This is a genomic window from uncultured Psychrosphaera sp. (assembly GCF_947500655.1).
GTDB lineage: Bacteria > Pseudomonadota > Gammaproteobacteria > Enterobacterales > Alteromonadaceae > Psychrosphaera.
In genome coordinates this window covers 43615-61826 of record NZ_CANMSK010000007.1, presented here as the reverse complement: position 1 = coordinate 61826, position 18212 = coordinate 43615, and the positions used below count along the sequence as shown (strand labels likewise).

Genomic DNA, 18212 nt, shown 5'->3' with positions numbered 1-18212 from the left:
CCAAATAGAAAGACAACCGAAAGTAAAATAAAGCCGACCTCTTTATGCGAATACGGTTACTACTTGTCTAGATAAAGCTAATAAATTTCCATCTTGATCCCAGAATTTAGCTTCTTCATGACCATAACCATCTTGGATATGCTGAGCTTCAGTTTCGCTGGCAAACCAAGCCGTTGGATCTAATTCTAGTTTTGGGTTTATAAATTCAATATCCCAAGACATTGTACTGGCAGGCGCTGGCAATCTTAACATTTGCAACATAGTTGGCGGCCAGGCATCCATTAACGCAATAAAATAAGCCAAACGCATTGTTTTTGGTGCTGTTGAATAACGACTCCAGCCATGTAAAGCTGCCTCTTCACTTTTACCTAATCCAAAACTACCTTTGTGTAATGACAAATTATAATGCTGAATAAAAGCAGGAACTAACTTAGGAATATTAGGGATAAAGTTGCCTTTTTTAGGCACATTCATAACATGTTTATCTGTGGCTTTACTTAATAACTTAGACTCACGACTCATACCAAAACATATTTGAGCCATTACGCCAACTTGGCCATTTTGACAAACTTTGGCTAACAATTGAGTAACATTTCTGCCTGTGCGAAGTACCTCAGCTGATACCACAACAGGCTCATCCCAATTTAACGGTCCAACAAAGTTACAATGTAACGAACGTAGCGCTCTGTCATCATCTATTAAGTTTTCAGCGGCTTGATATGCTAATGCCGTTGTTATTCCGCCAAATAGAGTTCTGCCCTGCCCCCAAGTTTTTGGAACATTAATAATGTACTCTGTTTTTACTTCATCAAACGCTTCAAAAATAGAATCAATACTCATAGTCAAATCCCCAATGTTAATTAGTTACTGCCCTGTTTAATTATTATAAATACAGAGTTCTCTGGTATGACCACGAGTTTACCTAACTTTTTTAATATTAGTAGTGATAAAACTTTACTGTATTGATAATAATTCCCCTCTAACTTGTGTTTTTTGCATTCTTAAACGATAACTTTAACTACCCTTGATCATTTAGAATGAGAATCCGCAAGAATGTTTGTATCACAAAAAAAGTTTGAAAGCGTTACTTCTGAAAACACTCAATTAAAGTCTCAAATAACGCAATTACTTCAGCAGGTTCAAGATTCCGAACAATTAATCTCTGAACAACAAGATAACGCAAATAAACACATTACAGGTAATGATGATTTTAATAATGATATTTTAGAATGTGCGATTGACTCTATCGAGCAAGTTCAAGGTGTGCGTGAAACCGTTTTTAATTCTTTTCAACAAATAAAACAGGAAAGTGAATCAATTAGCGATATAAATGAGCTGTTTGAAACATCATCCAATACCTTGAAAAACATAGTCAGTGGCATGAGTGGCTTAAGTTCTCAAATGGGCTCTATGACATCAAATATATCAGGCTTATCAGAAATGGCTGATAAAATTAATACGTTTGTTTCAACCATAGCTAAAATTTCCGACCAAACTAATTTACTGGCATTAAATGCAGCAATAGAAGCAGCTAGAGCCGGTGATGCAGGCCGTGGGTTTAGTGTTGTTGCCGATGAAGTTCGTGCATTAGCCAGTAACACAAGTGAGTCAGCCAATGAAGTATCTGAACTTGTCAGTGAAATCATTCGTTCAACCAGTGAAACCGTCACGTCAGTTGATTTAATTCAAAAGACCAACGATGAATTGACATCAGGAGTTAACACCTTAGACGGTGATTACGCTCAACTTATTCAATATTCCAATACCATGAAAGATACGATCACCGTCGCGAGCATTCAAAGTTTTATTCAAACGGTAAAACTCGATCACGTAGTATGGAAAGGCGATATTTATGCAGTCGCTGCAGGATTTAGCGCTAAGTCAGTCAACGACTTTGCAGATCATACGAGCTGTAGACTTGGTTTATGGTATGGCTCTGAAGGCAAAGAGATGTTTGACAATAACCAAGCATTTAATCAATTAAGTGAACCACACAAACAAGTGCATGAATTTGGCGTAGCAGCGCTAAAGTCGTTTGACTCTGGAGATAAAATCAAAAGTATAGAGCTTTTAAAGCAAATGGAAGTTGCTAGTAAAAAAGTAATGAATTTATTAGATGAATTAGGGGGAAGTTAAACGCCTTACTTCCCTCCAATATAAAACGTGAAGTAATAGACCATGCTTCACGTTTTTTAATTCTAGGCTAGAGAATCTTTTACAGCTCTTTGGAACTACTGTCACCGAGCAGAACAGCTAACCATTTACTGTCATCATTAGCCTCAAGTGCAATTTTAACTATCATAGTTAATGGTACAGATAACAACATTCCAACAGTCCCAAGTAACCATCCCCAAAATATTAATGATAAAAATACCACAAGCGTAGATAAACCTAATCCACGTCCCATATATCTAGGTTCAATTAAGTTACCCATAACCATATTTATCGAGACGTAACCTAAAGCGACTAATCCAGCAATGCCAGGACCTTGTAATACTAAGGTTAATAACACTGCAGGTACTGCGGCTATAATAGAACCTATATTAGGGATAAAGTTAAACAGGAATGAAAGAACAGCCCACAACAACACATACTCGACATCTAATATCCAAAGTAAAATCGCCACACAAACACCAGTAGCTAGACTCACCAAGGTTTTAATTGCTAAGTACTTGTTAACTGATTCTAAAAATCGGTCAACGTGTTGCATTTTCATGGTTGGATCAGCTAATGCAAAATGGACTTTTTTAGCGACATCTGGTGCTTCAAAAAGCATAAAAATCACAGTTAAAAGAATTAAGAATAAGTTTGCCATCACCCCACCAAAACCACTTAACAAGTTGCCAACCATAGACATGGCAACGCCAGGGTTAAAGTATTCAGTAAATTGTTCTTTATTGATCTCAATATCAAACAAAGCAAGTTTACTCACCAACCAAACTAGTTGATTAGATAACTTTTCTTGATACATAGGCATTGAATTTGAGAAGTCATTAAACGATTGCCCCACGACACCAGCCAAGGATAAGCCAACAATCACGAGCAGAGTAAGAATAAATAACACTGCGACGGCGCGCGGAATTCGATAGCTAACAAATTTATTAACGAGTGGGTTAGTAATAATAGCTATAACTAAAGCCAATAAAAACGGTATTAATATTGGAGTAGCCGCTTTAATACCCGCTAACATCACCACTAAACACGCCATAACAAATAAAAACTTTGTCGCGAGGTTCATTTCTAACTTGGCCATTTATATCCCTTTTACCCTAATGTAAATAAACACCATGCACACTAAAAGATGCGTAAGAAATACTCAAGTAAAAGTTGTAGGCAAAAGGTGCGAGATAAAAGCAGTTTCGAGCTTCGAGTTCCGAGAAAAAGCAGTTCCGAGTTAACGAGTGGCGAGTTGCGAGAAGCTCGTAGATCGTAGATCGTAGCTCGTAGCTCGTAGCTCGTAGCTCGTAGCTCGTAGCTCGTAGATCGTAGCTCGTTTGCTCTACACTCGCAACTGGCTCTTCGAGCCTCTAAAACGAAAAAACCCGATACTCGTGAAAGTATCGGGTTATCCGTATATAACTGAGTGCGCGGAAAGCGAGGTGTGATTATAAAATACGTCCTTGTATTTTACCGCTTCGCGGCCGCACTAAAGTGCGTTCTAATTTGTTCCAGACAAATTTAGTCGAACCCTGCTGGGCTTCTCACCCTCGCTAACTTCTATTTTATTAATACTTCAGAACGAAAAAAACCGATACTCGTAAAAGTATCGGGTTATCCGTATATAACTGAGTGCGCGGAAAGCGAGGTGTGATTATAAAATACGTCCTTGTATTTTACCGCTTCGCGGCCGCACTAAAGTGCGTTCTAATTTGTTCCAGACAAATTTAGTCGAACCCTGCGGGGCTTCTCACCCTCGCTAACTTCTATGTTATTAATGCTTTAGAACGAAAAAACCCGATACTCGTGAAAGTATCGGGTTATCCGTGTATGGCGGAAAGCGAGGGATTCGAACCCCCGGAAGGTTTAACCCTTCGTCTGATTTCAAATCAGGTGCATTCGACCGAGCTCTGCCAGCTTTCCTATGGTCTTTAAATATCAACAAATACTTATCGATATTTTTAATAGTGGCGGAGAGCGAGGGATTCGAACCCCCGGAAGGTTTAACCCTTCGTCTGATTTCAAATCAGGTGCATTCGACCGAACTCTGCCAGCTCTCCACGTGGGGCGCATAATAATGACCTATTGCCCTCCTGTAAAGTCTAAATTGCATATTTTATGTTTTTTATTGTTTAAGCGACTATTTTTAAAACAATATGCTTTTTAGATAAACAAATAACCGTATAAGTATGAAACTAATTAAACCATTAGTTGTCTACACACCCAGTTCAAGATAGTTTAGATTAGTTGTTGCTTACATTTAAATAAAAAAATACACCTTGAAACAATTAAATTTGACTATATCTATTGACCAAGGGCAATGTTTAATGAAAACTAGCCTTAGATTAAAAAATGTTAAATTAACAGGAGTTCTTAAATGAACAACAGAACAGCATACCAAAGTGAATCTACTTCAGTACTGCAAACAAATAAAGTGCTTAGAAGTACTTATACTCTATTAGCAATGACATTAGCATTTGCAGCGGTAGTTGCTGGTGCAGCAATGGCATTAAACTTACCTCACCCAGGTTTAATCATAACCTTAGTTGTTTTTTACGCTTTACTTTTTCTAGTTCATAAAACAGCAAACAGCTCAGCTGGTCTACTTTCAGTTTTTGCTTTCACAGGTTTCCTTGGCTATACACTAGGACCTATATTAAATATGGTCATAGGTAATGGCGGTGGTGACATCGTTATGCTTGCACTTGGTGGCACCGCATTAACATTCTTTGGTGTTTCTGCTTATGCATTAACGACTAAGCGTGATTTATCATTCTTAAATGGCATGATGATGGCTGGCTTCGTTGTATTGGTTGTTGCAATGATTGCTAACATCTTTTTGCAACTTCCTGCTTTATCACTAGCAATTAGTTCAATATTCATTTTGTTCTCATCTGGCGCTATTTTGTTACAAACAAAATCAATAGTTGATGGTGGTGAAAGAAACTATATTTTAGCAACGGTTACTTTATTCGTTTCTATCTATAATATTTTCTTAAGCTTAATCCATATACTTACAGCTCTAGGTGGTAATGACGATTAATCGTCATTCGCTTAGAATAGAAAGAGGCTTAGTATTTACTAAGCCTTTTTTATTACCTCAAAATTCAATTCCCAAATTGCTCTCTCTCCACATATAAACCCAGTACAAATAAATAGATTCGCCAAAGCGTTAAAATCACATACAATAGTCACAATTTAATTGATTGAATAAACATCTCGTTATGGCAAATTATTTACTAATGCTGCATGGAACACCTTGGTCTAACCAATCAGTCTTGAGTGCCTGCCAGTTTGCTCGTGCTGCAATTAAATCTGGCAATACAGTATCCACTATATTTCTGTACCAAGATGCGGTGTTAAATGCCATCAATACCCTTGATATTCCGTCTGACGAACTTAACGGTCAATCGCATTTATTACAGCTCAAGAATGAACACGATATTAAACTTATGTTGTGCGTAACTGCAGCTGAAAAACGTGGGTTAACAGAGGCGAATATTCATTCTAACTTTACCATTTCAGGCCTTGCCGAATTTGCTGAGTTAACCACTCAAGCAGACAAAGTCATTCAATTTAAGTGAGGTTTGTTTTGCCAGTGAAAAACATTCTTATTATACATACACAGTCTAGTTTAAATGCCTTGCAGGGCAAAGAAGCACTTGATTTAAGTTTGATATTTGGATCTTATGAACAAGCCGTTTCTGTATTGTTTTATCAAGATGGCGTAACTCAGACCTTAGCTAAACAAACACCAGAATTAATTGCACAGAAAGACTACTTATCAACCATCAAAGCACTTGGTATTTACGACATTGATCACGTCTTTGCCTGTGATAACAGCTTAAATGCTCTCGGTTTGTCTAAAAATGAACTGATAGCTGGAATCGAAAAAGTATCACTGCCAGACATTAAGCAGTTAAAGTCTAACGCCGATCATATTTTTGTGATTTAAGGGCTATACAATGACAAAAAACACATTACATTTAATATTCTCCCTTGATGGTTGGCACAAAGCTAAGCCTTTGCTCGACAGTGACGATAAGGTGTTATTTTTACAAGATGCGGTTTATCAGTTACAAGCCAACTTAGCGATTGAGACAACGAGCCTATACGCACGCGAAATTGATGTTACTGCAAGAAATATTAAACCAACCGATAACATCACCATAATTGATGATGCAACATGGGTTGAATTAACAAACTCAACACACAATGTTATAAGCTGGTAATTAACAAAAACAGCCATCCTGTAAATAAACAGAGTAAGTAAATGATTGAATTTAACGGCCAACAATTTGAGACAGACAAACATGAATATTTAGTTAACTTGTCTGACTGGAATGAAGAACTGGCTTTGCATATTGCTGAATTAGAAAATATAACCATGACTGACAATCACTGGGAAGTTGTAAATTTTGTTCGTGATTTTTATAAAGAATTTAAAACCAGTCCAGCAATAAGAATGTTGGTAAAAGCCATGGCAAAACAACTTGGTGCAGATAAAGGTAATAGTATTTACTTATATAAATTATTTCCTAAAGGCCCAGCTAAACAGGCTACTCGAATTGCAGGTCTGCCAAAGCCGGCCAAATGTATTTAATCGAATTTAATTAAGCGGTTTATATTAAAATAAACAACATAAATAGAGAGCGAATAAAATGAGTGAACCTATCTATATTACCTGCAGTCATTGCATGGCAAAAAATCGTCTTCCAGCAGATAAAGTAAATCAAGATGCAAAATGTGGGAAATGTAAAAAATCTATTTTAGTTGACGATCCAATTGCATTGACGGATCAAAATTTTCAACGTTTTATTCAAAACAACGACCTACCAGTTATTGTTGATTTTTGGGCAACTTGGTGTGGACCTTGTCAAATGATGGCACCCGTGTATGCTCAAGTATCTAGCAATATGAAAAGCCAAGCACGTTTTGCTAAAGTCGATACTGAACAAGCACAACAAGTAGCTGCAAGCTTTAATATAAGAAGTATTCCTACTCTTATCGTTTATAAAGCAGGAAAAGAAGTTGCTCGACAAGCTGGCGCTATGGATAAAAGCTCATTAACTAATTGGATAAAGTCGCAGCTATAAACATTTTATTATGACCGTTAGTTTTAACGATCATATTTCACCACTTTTGATCATTACTCAAGTGCTCACATAAACAATAACAACACGGCTTAGAACTAAATGATAGATAACTCTTTACCTCTTGTAGATATACATCGCCACTTAGATGGCAATATCAACCCTGCGACTATTTGGGATTTAGCTCAACAGCATAATATTGAGTTACCAGGTAACAATGTTGACGAGTTTACCCCTCATGCTCAAATCCAAGATCAAACTTCCGATCTTCTGGCTTTTTTACAAAAGCTGGATTATGGGGTTTCTGTATTGGCTGATCTTGATGCCGTTTACCGTGTGGCTTATGAAAATGTAAAAGACGCTAAACAACAAGGCTTGGATTACACTGAGTTACGATTTTCCCCCTATTATATGGCTGAGGCGTTTAAACTAAACATAGCTGAAGTGGTTAATGTCGTTGCAGATGCAGTAGCAACTGCCAGTAAAGAGTTTAACGTTAAGACTAACTTAATTGGTATTTTAAGCCGTACTTATGGCGCTGAGATTTGTAAACAAGAACTAGAAGGGATCTTAGCTCACAAAGACAAAATTACTGCGCTTGATTTAGCAGGTGACGAATTACATTATCCTGCTGATATGTTTATTGAACATTTTAAACAAGCTCGTGATGCGGGTTTTAAAATTACGGTACATGCTGGTGAAGCAGCAGGTCCTGAAAGTATTTGGAATGCAATTAACTTGTTAGGCGCTACCCGAATTGGCCATGGCGTTGCAGCAACGCAAGATATAAAACTAATGGATTATTTACGTGATAATAAAATCGCGATTGAGTCCTGCCCTACTTCCAATTATCAAACCGCCACAGTGCAAGACTTAACAAAACATCCACTGAAAACCTTTTTAGATCATGGCGTAATAGCGTGTTTAAATACCGACGATCCTGCGGTATCAAACATCACACTTGAGCATGAATATAAAGTTGCGGCAAACACATTGGGGTTAACTAAGTCTGAATTAATACAAGTACAAAAAAATGGAGTAAAAGCTGCATTTTTAACTGAGCAAGAAAAGCAGGCTTTGATGGACATTAAGAAACGGTAAATTAAACAAACCAAATAACCACCACGATAAAAATAATGCTTGTTGCTTTAATATATCTAGGCAGTTCTTTTTATTTTGATTAGAATGCAAAAAATCAGAGATAAAAGAAATTGGATATGGAAAAGCATCAAGAATTATTAATTGCATTAAGAAAAGTCATAAGAGCAATTGATTTACACTCAAAACACCTGAGTAAGACTTCCGGCTTAACCAGTCCACAATTATTAATTATGTTAGAAATCGATAAGGTATCTGGCATCAATTCAAGTCAAGTTGCCAAAAATATTAACTTAAGTCCGGCGACCATCACCAATATTCTTGACCGATTAGAAAATAAAGAACTTGTTTTACGAATTCGCAATACTGAAGATAAACGTAAGGTCGGATTGTACTTAACTGAAAATGGTAAAGCTCTTCTGCTCAAAGCCCCACAAGCACTGCAAGAGCATTTTATTGATAACTATTCTAACCTTGCTCCATGGGAGCAGTCACAGATGTTGTCATCAATGGAGCGACTTGCAGAGATGATGAATGCGAATGAAATTGATGCTGCACCATTATTAGAATTAAGTGCAATGAGCGCCAGTACAGTCAATAAAGTCTGACGCTCTTAACCATTAACGTAATAAGTGTAAAAAATGTAAATGTTTGTGGTATTGGTCAATAATATTATTGATCACAGCCGTTTTTGACCACCCCATAATATCGTAATCTTGCCCGCCTTCACCTAAATGAACTTCAGCACGATAATAACTTTGTTCATCGTCATCGACTTCTGTCACAAAATCAGGTTGTGAATACTTTCTGGCAAGTACTTTATAAACAAAATCTTGTTGTTCGCCATGTTCAACAATTAAATGTAATCCATCATCTTCAGAGACTACAACATTAATTTGATTAGACTCTAGCTCTTTGGCAACAGAATCAAATGCAGGTTTAACGGTTTGACTGATGAATTTATTAACATTGCTTTTATTTGGAAAATCTACAATGTTTTTTAATCGTAACTGCCAGCTATCGTTACTCTCACTACTTGGATAAGGAACGGCGTCTATCAATTGACTCTCTTGTTTAAAGCCTTCTACTCTTAGCGCTTTAATTAAGCCAACAATTGCCAATAGCAATACAATAGCAAAAGGCAATGCACTGGCGATTGTCATGGTTTGTAAAGCACTTAAGCCACCAACCAGTAATAATATTGCAGCTACTAGACCAATAGCGACAGCCCAATAAACACGTTGCCACAACGGTGTTTGATTACTACCATGAGAGCAAAGCATATCAACAACCATAGCACCAGAGTCACATGATGTGACAAAAAATATCACTATCATTAATACACTAAATGATGAAAGAACCGCAGTAAAAGGAAAGTTTTCAAGGAAAACAAATAATGCGACTGAAGAGTCTTTACTGATCATATCTCCCAATGCGACGACGCCTTGGTTATAAACCAAATCTATTGCACTGTTACCAAAAATAGTCATCCATAATAAAGTGAACGCAGTTGGTATTAACATAACCCCAATTATAAATTCTCTAATAGTGCGACCGCGGGAAATTCTGGCAATGAACAAACCAACAAAAGGTGCCCACGCTAGCCACCATCCCCAATAAAATATTGTCCAACCACCAATCCAACTAGTCTTTTTATAAGCAAATAAATTAAATGTGTTATGTATGATATCCGCTAAGTAATCACCTATATTTTGTAAATAAGCCGTTAACAAAAATATTGTTGGACCAAGTATAAAAATAAGCACTAACAGTCCAATAGCTAAAATCATGTTAACTTCTGATAAGCGTTTCACACCTTTGTCTAAACCAGTTGCCACAGATGCAGCGGCTAGAGCTGTAATACAGCACATTATGATTATTTGATTAGTAGTGGATACATCAATACCGAACAAGTAGCCAAAACCAGAATTTACTTGCGAAGCACCTAAACCTAAAGACGTAGCAACACCGAATACGGTACTCACCACAGCAAATATATCGACTAGGTGCCCAGGCCATTTATAAATTTTCTCACCAATTAATGGATATAACGCAGAACGTAATGTCAGAGGTAAATTGTGACGATAACTAAAATAAGCTAATACTAGAGCAACAATTGCATAAATAGCCCAAGCGTGTAACCCCCAATGGAAGAAGGTCATTTTCATCGCTTCTTTAACAGCTTCTATCGTACCCGTCTCTGCGGTAGGTGGAGATAAATAGTGCATTAAAGGTTCTGCGACCCCAAAGAACATCAAACCAATTCCCATTCCAGCAGCAAACAGCATAGATAACCAAGATAGTAATGAATAATCAGGTGTCGCATGATCAGGGCCTAAACGTATTTCTCCGTATTTAGACAAACCCAAAAAAGTCACAAAAAAGAAGATGAAGGCAACAGTTAGTACATAAAACCAACTCCCATTTTCAATAATGCTTCCCTGAATAACGGTAAACAAATTTTTCGCCTGATTTGGCAACGCTGCAGCATAAAGTACAAGTGCAATAATAATTGATGATGCACTCACGAATACTTTTTTGTTTAATTTACTTTCAACTGATGATGGCAAGCCATTCCCCTAATATTAATTTGTATTGATACTATATCTACTTAAGCCAAGCTGCAAATAATCACAATTAAAACATTGCCGTTAAGTATACATCTTATAGATTAAGGTTATGAAAAAGCCCAATTTATTGCTAATCTATAAATAGGTAAAAATATACTTAGGGTACTAATAGTATCAACTCAAAAAAAACAGCAACAAAACAAGGGATCATCAATATGAAATTCACTAAGCTGCATTACGCTGTATTAACAGCTATCGCTGCATCGGGTTCCCTCTATGCAGAGGAAATAAAGAAGCAAGACAATGCATCAATAGAAATCTTAGAAGTAACTGCCACTAAACGCTCAGCTTCAATTCAAGAAGTGCCTATCAGCGTTAGTGCATTATCTGGAGATAGTCTAGAAAAACTTGGTGTATCTAATTTTGATGCCTACGTAGAATTTTTACCTAATGTTGTTTTTCAGGGTACAGGGCCGGGTCAAAACGAAATCTATATTCGAGGCGCCGCAACCACTCAGACCAATATTTCCGTTTCATCAGTACAAGCTTTGCAACCTTCAGTTGCTTTCTACTTGGACGAGCAACCTGTTTCAATGCAAGGTCGTAACTTAGATATTTACGCCACAGATGTAGAACGTGTAGAAGTATTACCAGGTCCTCAAGGTACATTATTTGGTGCAAGTTCTCAGTCAGGTACAGTGCGTTTAATCACTAAAAAGCCTAGTCATGATAGTTTTGCCGCTGGTTTTGATACCAGCACAAGTTTCACTAAAGGTGGCGATTTAAGTAATTCGGTTCAAGGATATTTCAATCTGCCAGTCAGTGACTCAGTTGCTATCCGAGTCGCCGCTTATAATGATCAACAAGGTGGTTGGATAGACAATATATTAAACGACCCTGAAAACGGTGGTTATATTGGTAGTGCTGAAGTTATTAGCCGTATATCTGGCGGAGCATTAACAACCCCTGAAAACGTACCTGTAGTGTCTCCTCAGAATACAGCGTTAGTTGAAGATAACTTTAATACAGCTAGTTATGCTGGAGCTCGTTTTGGTTTATCTTATCTTATTAATGACGATTGGAAGTTATTGGTACAACATACGCAACAAACGCTTGATACAGAGGGTGTCTTTGCTTATGACCCAAATCTTGAAGGCGAAACATCCACAAACCGTTTTGTACCAGAAAATAACAACGATGACTTTGGTTTAACAACATGGACATTAGAAGGTAGATTAAACCAGCTTGATGTTGTTTACACAGGTGGTTATTTAGACCGTGATATCAATTCAACAATTGATTATACCGGTTATACTAATGGCGGATCATTCTCCGCATATTATGTTTGTAATTATTCTGGAATTCCTGAAGCTGAACAAAATTGTGTAGATCCTACTAAATTTTATAAAGAAAAAACTAGCACCTCTCGAATTACTCATGAACTACGAATGAATACCTCAGCAGAAAATCGATGGCGTTTAACCAGTGGTGTATTCTATGATTCACAAGAATTATCAACGGTTGGTTTATTTAATATAGCGAGTACTGAACTGTTTCCTGATTTAGCGAGAGAGTTAGCTGGTAATGAAGGCGTTAATACACCTTTAAGTGAACAACCTTTCTCTCCTGAAATTAGCTTTGTTAATGATATTACCCACATAATAGATCAAATTGCTGTATTCGGGCAGTTGGAATATGACCTTACCGATACCGTTACCGCTACATTTGGTGCACGTTGGTATGAAATTGAAGACTCATATAAAGGTGCAACAACAGGTGTTGACGTAAGCGAAAGATTAAAAGCTTTTGGCGATGGAAGTGACGCTGCATTAACTGAATTCTTTGGTGCAGATGAAGCTGCAGCCATTCAAGCCGCTATTGCTAATGGTCAATTAGACACAAGTTTACTCGATAGTGACGGTAAGCTAACAGTGGATGACACCATCATTAAAGCATCGCTAGATTGGAAAGTAACCAAGGAGGTTATGGTATTTGCGTCTTATTCTGAAGGATTTAGACCGCCAGTAACTAACCGTGTTGGTGGAGGCTCAGCCAAAAAACAAGAAGGTGCATTTGACGGTTTCCGTATTCCAGTATATTCAACAACAGACAGCTTAGATAATTTTGAAGTTGGATTAAAATCAACATTATTTGATCAAACTGTACGCTTTAATGCTACAGCTTATCACTCAAAAATATCTGATTTACAAACATCTCGATACGACCCAACCAATATCAGCTTCTTAGTATTTACCGATAACGTAGGTGATGCTGAAATAACCGGTATTGACGCTGACTTTAGCTGGGCTGTGACTAATGACTTCATTATCTCTGGTGCATTCAGTATTCTTGATACTGAACTTACTTCGGTTAATGATGAACTTGCCGGTATTGCTCCTACAGTAGGAAGCCAATTACCTTACTCAGCCGAATTCTCTGGTAATTTACAAGCGCAATACTTCTATCAACTATCAGATGGGTTAACCGGTTATATTAATGGCTCTGTAAGTTATACAGGGGACAGACTTGCTGGTATGGCAATGGACGCTTATGTTATAGAAGATGCTACCAGACTGATTTATGGAACGGGATCTGGCCTGAGTATTCAAAAAGAAGCGGACGTATACTCTGGGGTAAACTATCAAGACAGTAATGGCCAAACCTTTGCAGGCGGTCGCTATATTCAAGATAGTTATTATCTAGCAAACCTAAGCTTTGGTGTAACAAATAGTGAGTGGAAAGCGGAAATATTCATTGATAACTTAACCAATGAAAGTGCAATCTTGTATATTGATACTCAACAATTTACGCCAAAAGTTGTTAGTAACAGACCACGTTCAGTTGGTTTTAGATTTTCTTATGATTTCTATTAAGTCGTTAACTTAAAATATTAACTGTTATTAAAAAAAGGCCGTTTGATGTTTTTATCAAGCGGCTTTTTATTGATACAGTATGCCTAAACCTAATCATATTTAAATTTTACACCTTATAAAAAATTAAACTCGCTAGTTAATCTCTGTGGAGCTAAATCATTGGAAACAACATCACTTCCTACAATTGAAAGTCAATTAAAATCAATTCAACAATTGATCCAAAAAGCTAATTTCAATGACTCGATTAATCAATGCGCTGAATTAATAAAGCTCAGTCATAACACAGCAGATAAAGTAGAAATCTATTACCTACAAGCTGTAGCTCATAGATATAACAAAGAACCGTCCAATGCGTTAACTAGTATTAAACAATTACTCATATTAGATGAAAGTCATAGCCGTGCACACCAAGAGTTAGGTCATATTTATTTAGCCTTACAACAGACAGAACAAGCACAACAAGCTTTTGAAAAAGCCGTTAATCTCAATCCTACTTTGGTGGGCAGCTGGCAAGAACTAATTGAAATTTATCGACAGTCAAAACCTAATAATGAACAACAAGAAAAGCTCCAACAAGCTGCCAATCAACTTGCTAAGTTAAAAACATTACCGCCTGCATTACTTGCTGTGACCGAATTAATCCATGAAGGTAAACTATTAAAAGCAGAGCAAATTTGTCGTCATTTTTTACAAAACAATAAAAGAAATGTTGATGGCATGTGTTTATTGGCAGAAATTGGCATTGAACTTAAAATTTATGACGATGCTGAGTTTTTACTTTCAAGTGCATTAGAATTAAATCCAACTCACATTCATGCGCGCTCTCAATACCTAAACCTGTTAATTAGATTAGGTAAATATAAAACAGCAGAACAACAAGTTGAAATACTACTTGAAAAACAACCTGACAACTTAAGTTTTAAAGTTGCCAAAGCCAACGTATTAAACGGTTTTGGAGATACTGACAAGGCAATTACCTTGTACCAACAAGCGATTACCGAAACAACCGAGCAAGGCCAACTAATAGCAGGGTTTCATTTGCAACTAGGCCACGCATTAAAAGCGAAAGGGAACATAGATGATGCTGTTTTAGCGTATAAAAAAGCATATCAATTAACCCCCAATTATGGCGATGCATTTTGGAGTTTGGCTAATACTAAAACCTATCGTTTTAGCGATGAAGAAATTGCGCAAATGCAATCACAGCAAAACAACGACCACTTAGCGTTAACTGATAAAATACAGTTATATTTTGCCACTGGTAAAGCCTTTGAAGACAGAAAAGATTACCACAAAGCATTTCAAGCATACCAGCAAGGTAATCAGTTACATCAAGCTAATAGTGGCTTCGATATCAGTAAAATTGAACAGCAAGTAGACGAGCAAATAAAATATTGTACACCTGAGTTATTTCAACAACGTGGAAACTTAGGTCTTGATTTGCCAGATCCTATTTTTATAGTTGGTTTACCTCGTGCTGGTTCGACTTTACTTGAACAAATCCTAGCATCACACAGCCAAGTTGACGGCACTATGGAGTTGCATAATATTTTAGGACTAGCTTCTCGATTACGTGGGCGTAATCCAAACTCTGATAATACAGAAAATCAATATCCTAAAAATTTGAGTGAAATAAACACAGATTATTTTAAACGATTTGGACAACAATTTATTGATGAAACCCAAGTGTATCGAGAACAGGCACCTATGTTTATTGATAAAATGCCAAATAACTTTTTACACATAGGTTTAATCAAATTAATTCTGCCAAACGCTAAAGTCATCGACGCTAGACGCTCACCAATGGCCTGTTGTTTTAGTGGTTTTAAACAACTGTTTGCTGAAGGGCAAGACTTTAGTTATAGCCTTGAAGATATCGGTCGTTATTACCGAGCTTACTTAAAATTAATGGAGCATTGGGATAAAGTATTGCCGGGTTTTGTATTAACAGTAAACCACGAAGATGTTGTGGATGACTTAGAAAAACAAGTAAGCCGCATGCTTAATTTTTGTGGGCTAGAGTTTGAGCAAGCCTGTATCGACTTTCATAAAACAAAACGGAATATTAAAACGCCAAGTTCAGAACAAGTTCGCCAACCAATTTATAAAAGTGCCACAGAGCAATGGCGACACTTTGAACCCTATTTAGAGCCGTTGAAAAAAGCACTAAAGCTAGTAGCTAGTAGCTAGTAGCTAGTAGCTAGAAAATTATCATTTTCCAATGTGCGGACACGGTCCGCTTTTCTAACATTACTATTATAACGATTTCTATTTCTCTAAATGCAGCAACAAAGAATTTAAAACGGTATTTACTGCTTTAATATCGTCTTGCTCTAACTCACCATTTCTTATTGCTTTATTAACACTGCTAGTAATGTTTTCAACCACTTCATCTAATGTTAATTCCGTATGTTCTAACATAGCAGTACCTACTACTAAATCTACATGGCCACGTAAGTAACCACTTGCAAATAATTCGTCATCTGTTCCACTTATCACAAACCCATCAAAGTACTCTTGAGCTTTATCACTCAGCTGTTCCAGATTTAACATTGTTTACCCTTTATTCTTTCTAGTTTATTTTCATTGCTAATTTTTATTGTTAAAAAAAATGCTTATAATTCTTCATATCCTACGGGATATAACACTTGGTCATGATAGCCCGTTATCACTTTTATATGCCCAGACAAAGATTTATCTAACGCTAAATCACCGGTATCCACTATCAATGGACGACCATTTAATGCTTTTAGTTTTGTTTTAGTGGCAATAACTAGAATATTTTCTTTGCCTATTTTTTTGAGAACATCTGCGCTTAGTTGCTGATTTCCCCGACCAAAAATATGGCCTTGCCCACCAATTAAGGTAATAACTAATTTTGTGTTCTCGTCAATCATGCTTAACAATTCACTGGCAATGACATCTTGTTTTAACAAGCTCTGATCTTGGATAACATCAACACCTAATAGAGTATTATCTAAGCCTAACTCTTCCATTACATAAGCGACAGTGCTGCCAGAGCCCATAATGTAAGTTTGCTCAGGCTCCATTAATTCTATAACGTGCGCGGCAATATCAGCTAATACTAACTCGTCACTTTCTTTGCCACCCATTTTTACATTTTGAATAAAACGTAACTCGCTTGGCACAGATAATTCACCATAACGGCGTGCTTTTACAATGCCTTGGCGGAATTTGTTTTCATCGATATCCATCACATCAGCATCTGACACAGTAACTAACTCACCACTGACTAGCATTTGTAATACACGCCCTGCCGCTTTTGGTGTAATTGCGTAAACACCAGAATGTATTTTACAACCTGCTGGAATACCTAATACCGTTGTATGTTCTTCAACACCTGACGCTTCAACCGCCGCACAAATATTACGAGCTGTACCATCACCACCGGCAAATAAAATCAGATCTAAATTCAGTTCAGCCATAGCTTTAGCTGCACGTTCGGTGTCCTCAAAAGTGGTTACTTTTGAGCTTGGTGTATAAACAATAGAATGAGCAAAACCTAACTGCTGACAAAGCGTTTCTCCCATATCGCCAGCAACGGTAAATATATCAACTGAGTCACGTTCCTCAAACAACATAGACAATGCAATAGACGCTCGCTCATTGGCTTTTTGCTCTGCCCCTAACGACGCTGCCAATTCTGCCGTATTTTCACCGTCAGAGCCTTTTAAGCCAACGCTGCCACCAACACCGGCAATTGGATTAATGATTAAACCCAGTTTGAATTTAACTCGACCTTTCTGAGCTGTAGGCGTTTCTATTTGTTTATCTGAGATTATTGACATGACACTTCCCTTTCAAAGGACGGAATAAATTGAGAAATAGATGTAGGGATGGCTTGTTGATAATGAGCCGCCAGCTTTGTCATTAGTAACTGCGCTCTACTTGGAAAGCCATGTTCAATATAGTGGCTAATTTGCTGTAATATTTGTTGTTCAAACGCTTGGCTGTCTGGCTGGTTGCCAAACTCATCACCGGTTAAATTATCGCAGCTAACATTAAATTTAAAGCCTGCGGCTAAACACAAGGCCCATTCAATTGACTGAGGCTTTATTTCCACTTGTTGAAACTTAGCTTGTTGCTCTGCGGTTCTGCCATCTGGGCAATACCAATAGCCAAAATCTATTTTAGTTCGCCTATCTTCACCCGCCAAACACCAGTGCGATATTTCGTGTAACGCACTGGCATAATAACCATGCGCGAATACCACTTGAGCATAATCTTGTTCAGGAATGTTTATATCGGTTTTACCAGCAGGGAGATAAATAGGTTCGTCGTTACCTTTTACTAAGCGAGTATTGTAGGTGTCAAAAAAACACTCATCAAACAAGTCAATGATATCTTGAATATGATGTCCTTGAGTATGTTCATCTTGAGTTAAAGCCATTTGATTAAGA

Annotated in this window: 17 protein-coding genes and 2 tRNA genes; 11 read left to right on the top strand and 8 right to left on the bottom strand. The window is 37.2% G+C overall.

The window, feature by feature from the left end; genetic code table 11:
• Positions 1–42 precede the first annotated feature (42 nt).
• Positions 43–840, bottom strand: a complete 798-nt coding sequence (locus Q0940_RS07955; protein WP_299266721.1) for a thioesterase family protein — start codon at positions 838–840, stop codon at positions 43–45.
• 213 nt (positions 841–1053) lie between these two features.
• Between Q0940_RS07955 and Q0940_RS07950 the strand changes: the two genes are divergently transcribed.
• Positions 1054–2136, top strand: coding sequence for a methyl-accepting chemotaxis protein (locus tag Q0940_RS07950; RefSeq protein ID WP_299266718.1), 1083 nt, complete (start codon positions 1054–1056; stop codon positions 2134–2136).
• Between the two features lie 79 nt (positions 2137–2215).
• Here the strand turns inward: Q0940_RS07950 and Q0940_RS07945 are convergent, their stop codons facing one another.
• The 3 genes from Q0940_RS07945 to Q0940_RS07935 all read right to left on the bottom strand — a co-directional run bounded on the left by Q0940_RS07945 (position 2216) and on the right by Q0940_RS07935 (position 4217).
• Positions 2216–3253 carry an AI-2E family transporter gene (locus Q0940_RS07945; RefSeq protein WP_299266715.1) on the bottom strand — a complete coding sequence of 346 codons (1038 nt, stop codon included), beginning with the start codon at positions 3251–3253 and terminating at the stop codon, positions 2216–2218.
• A 735-nt stretch (positions 3254–3988) separates the two neighbouring features.
• A tRNA-Ser gene (locus Q0940_RS07940) sits at positions 3989–4080 on the bottom strand.
• A 45-nt stretch (positions 4081–4125) separates the two neighbouring features.
• Positions 4126–4217, bottom strand: a tRNA-Ser gene (locus Q0940_RS07935).
• A gap of 317 nt (positions 4218–4534) precedes the next feature.
• Here Q0940_RS07935 and Q0940_RS07930 point away from each other — a divergent pair.
• The 8 genes from Q0940_RS07930 (at position 4535) to Q0940_RS07895 (ending at position 8956) form a co-directional block, all read left to right on the top strand.
• Positions 4535–5200, top strand: a complete 666-nt coding sequence (locus tag Q0940_RS07930) for a Bax inhibitor-1/YccA family protein (protein ID WP_299266712.1) — start codon at positions 4535–4537, stop codon at positions 5198–5200.
• Between the two features lie 181 nt (positions 5201–5381).
• On the top strand, positions 5382–5741 hold the full coding sequence (gene tusD / locus Q0940_RS07925) for a sulfurtransferase complex subunit TusD (protein ID WP_299266710.1): 360 nt from the start codon (positions 5382–5384) through the stop codon (positions 5739–5741).
• Positions 5742–5755: 14 nt separating this feature from the next.
• The gene (tusC, locus tag Q0940_RS07920; protein ID WP_299266707.1) at positions 5756–6112 is read left to right on the top strand and encodes a sulfurtransferase complex subunit TusC; all 357 of its coding nucleotides are present in this window, start codon (positions 5756–5758) and stop codon (positions 6110–6112) included.
• A 10-nt stretch (positions 6113–6122) separates the two neighbouring features.
• Positions 6123–6389 carry a DsrH/TusB family sulfur metabolism protein gene (locus Q0940_RS07915; protein ID WP_299266703.1) on the top strand — a complete coding sequence of 89 codons (267 nt, stop codon included), beginning with the start codon at positions 6123–6125 and terminating at the stop codon, positions 6387–6389.
• A gap of 41 nt (positions 6390–6430) precedes the next feature.
• Positions 6431–6760, top strand: coding sequence for a TusE/DsrC/DsvC family sulfur relay protein (locus tag Q0940_RS07910; protein ID WP_299266699.1), 330 nt, complete (start codon positions 6431–6433; stop codon positions 6758–6760).
• A 58-nt stretch (positions 6761–6818) separates the two neighbouring features.
• Positions 6819–7253: a thioredoxin TrxC gene (gene trxC / locus Q0940_RS07905; RefSeq protein ID WP_299266696.1), complete on the top strand. Its 435-nt coding sequence runs from the start codon at positions 6819–6821 to the stop codon at positions 7251–7253.
• Positions 7254–7352: 99 nt separating this feature from the next.
• Positions 7353–8351: an adenosine deaminase gene (gene add / locus Q0940_RS07900; protein ID WP_299266693.1), complete on the top strand. Its 999-nt coding sequence runs from the start codon at positions 7353–7355 to the stop codon at positions 8349–8351.
• A gap of 116 nt (positions 8352–8467) precedes the next feature.
• Positions 8468–8956: a MarR family transcriptional regulator gene (locus tag Q0940_RS07895; protein ID WP_299266690.1), complete on the top strand. Its 489-nt coding sequence runs from the start codon at positions 8468–8470 to the stop codon at positions 8954–8956.
• Between the two features lie 12 nt (positions 8957–8968).
• On the opposite strand, the gene betT is transcribed toward Q0940_RS07895, so the two are convergent.
• Positions 8969–10918, bottom strand: coding sequence for a choline BCCT transporter BetT (gene betT / locus Q0940_RS07890; protein ID WP_299266687.1), 1950 nt, complete (start codon positions 10916–10918; stop codon positions 8969–8971).
• Positions 10919–11133: 215 nt separating this feature from the next.
• Here betT and Q0940_RS07885 point away from each other — a divergent pair, with 215 nt between their 5' ends.
• The gene (locus tag Q0940_RS07885; RefSeq protein ID WP_299266684.1) at positions 11134–13791 is read left to right on the top strand and encodes a TonB-dependent receptor; all 2658 of its coding nucleotides are present in this window, start codon (positions 11134–11136) and stop codon (positions 13789–13791) included.
• 159 nt (positions 13792–13950) lie between these two features.
• The gene (locus tag Q0940_RS07880; protein WP_299266681.1) at positions 13951–15981 is read left to right on the top strand and encodes a tetratricopeptide repeat-containing sulfotransferase family protein; all 2031 of its coding nucleotides are present in this window, start codon (positions 13951–13953) and stop codon (positions 15979–15981) included.
• A 78-nt stretch (positions 15982–16059) separates the two neighbouring features.
• Here Q0940_RS07880 and Q0940_RS07875 read toward each other — a convergent pair whose 3' ends face one another.
• From Q0940_RS07875 to Q0940_RS07865, 3 genes are all read right to left on the bottom strand, one after another.
• Positions 16060–16344, bottom strand: coding sequence for a YfcL family protein (locus Q0940_RS07875; RefSeq protein WP_299266678.1), 285 nt, complete (start codon positions 16342–16344; stop codon positions 16060–16062).
• 62 nt (positions 16345–16406) lie between these two features.
• A complete protein-coding gene (locus tag Q0940_RS07870; RefSeq protein ID WP_299266675.1) occupies positions 16407–17600 on the bottom strand; it encodes an ATP-NAD kinase family protein in 1194 nt (397 codons plus the stop codon).
• Positions 17591–18202: an elongation factor P hydroxylase gene (locus Q0940_RS07865; protein WP_299266671.1), complete on the bottom strand. Its 612-nt coding sequence runs from the start codon at positions 18200–18202 to the stop codon at positions 17591–17593. Before Q0940_RS07865 ends, Q0940_RS07870 begins: the two co-directional genes overlap by 10 nt.
• Positions 18203–18212: the final 10 nt, after the last annotated feature.

Excerpts from the sequence above, each read along its gene's own strand:
- Q0940_RS07955 (WP_299266721.1), bottom strand. The coding sequence starts at position 840 with ATGAGTATTGATTCTATTTTTGAAGCGTTTGATGAAGTAAAAACAGAG.
- Q0940_RS07950 (WP_299266718.1), top strand. The coding sequence starts at position 1,054 with ATGTTTGTATCACAAAAAAAGTTTGAAAGCGTTACTTCTGAAAACACT.
- Q0940_RS07945 (WP_299266715.1), bottom strand. The coding sequence starts at position 3,253 with ATGGCCAAGTTAGAAATGAACCTCGCGACAAAGTTTTTATTTGTTATG.
- Q0940_RS07930 (WP_299266712.1), top strand. The coding sequence starts at position 4,535 with ATGAACAACAGAACAGCATACCAAAGTGAATCTACTTCAGTACTGCAA.
- tusD (WP_299266710.1), top strand. The coding sequence starts at position 5,382 with ATGGCAAATTATTTACTAATGCTGCATGGAACACCTTGGTCTAACCAA.
- Q0940_RS07915 (WP_299266703.1), top strand. The coding sequence starts at position 6,123 with ATGACAAAAAACACATTACATTTAATATTCTCCCTTGATGGTTGGCAC.
- Q0940_RS07910 (WP_299266699.1), top strand. The coding sequence starts at position 6,431 with ATGATTGAATTTAACGGCCAACAATTTGAGACAGACAAACATGAATAT.
- trxC (WP_299266696.1), top strand. The coding sequence starts at position 6,819 with ATGAGTGAACCTATCTATATTACCTGCAGTCATTGCATGGCAAAAAAT.
- add (WP_299266693.1), top strand. The coding sequence starts at position 7,353 with ATGATAGATAACTCTTTACCTCTTGTAGATATACATCGCCACTTAGAT.
- Q0940_RS07895 (WP_299266690.1), top strand. The coding sequence starts at position 8,468 with ATGGAAAAGCATCAAGAATTATTAATTGCATTAAGAAAAGTCATAAGA.
- Q0940_RS07885 (WP_299266684.1), top strand. The coding sequence starts at position 11,134 with ATGAAATTCACTAAGCTGCATTACGCTGTATTAACAGCTATCGCTGCA.
- Q0940_RS07875 (WP_299266678.1), bottom strand. The coding sequence starts at position 16,344 with ATGTTAAATCTGGAACAGCTGAGTGATAAAGCTCAAGAGTACTTTGAT.
- Q0940_RS07870 (WP_299266675.1), bottom strand. The coding sequence starts at position 17,600 with ATGTCAATAATCTCAGATAAACAAATAGAAACGCCTACAGCTCAGAAA.
- Q0940_RS07865 (WP_299266671.1), bottom strand. The coding sequence starts at position 18,202 with ATGGCTTTAACTCAAGATGAACATACTCAAGGACATCATATTCAAGAT.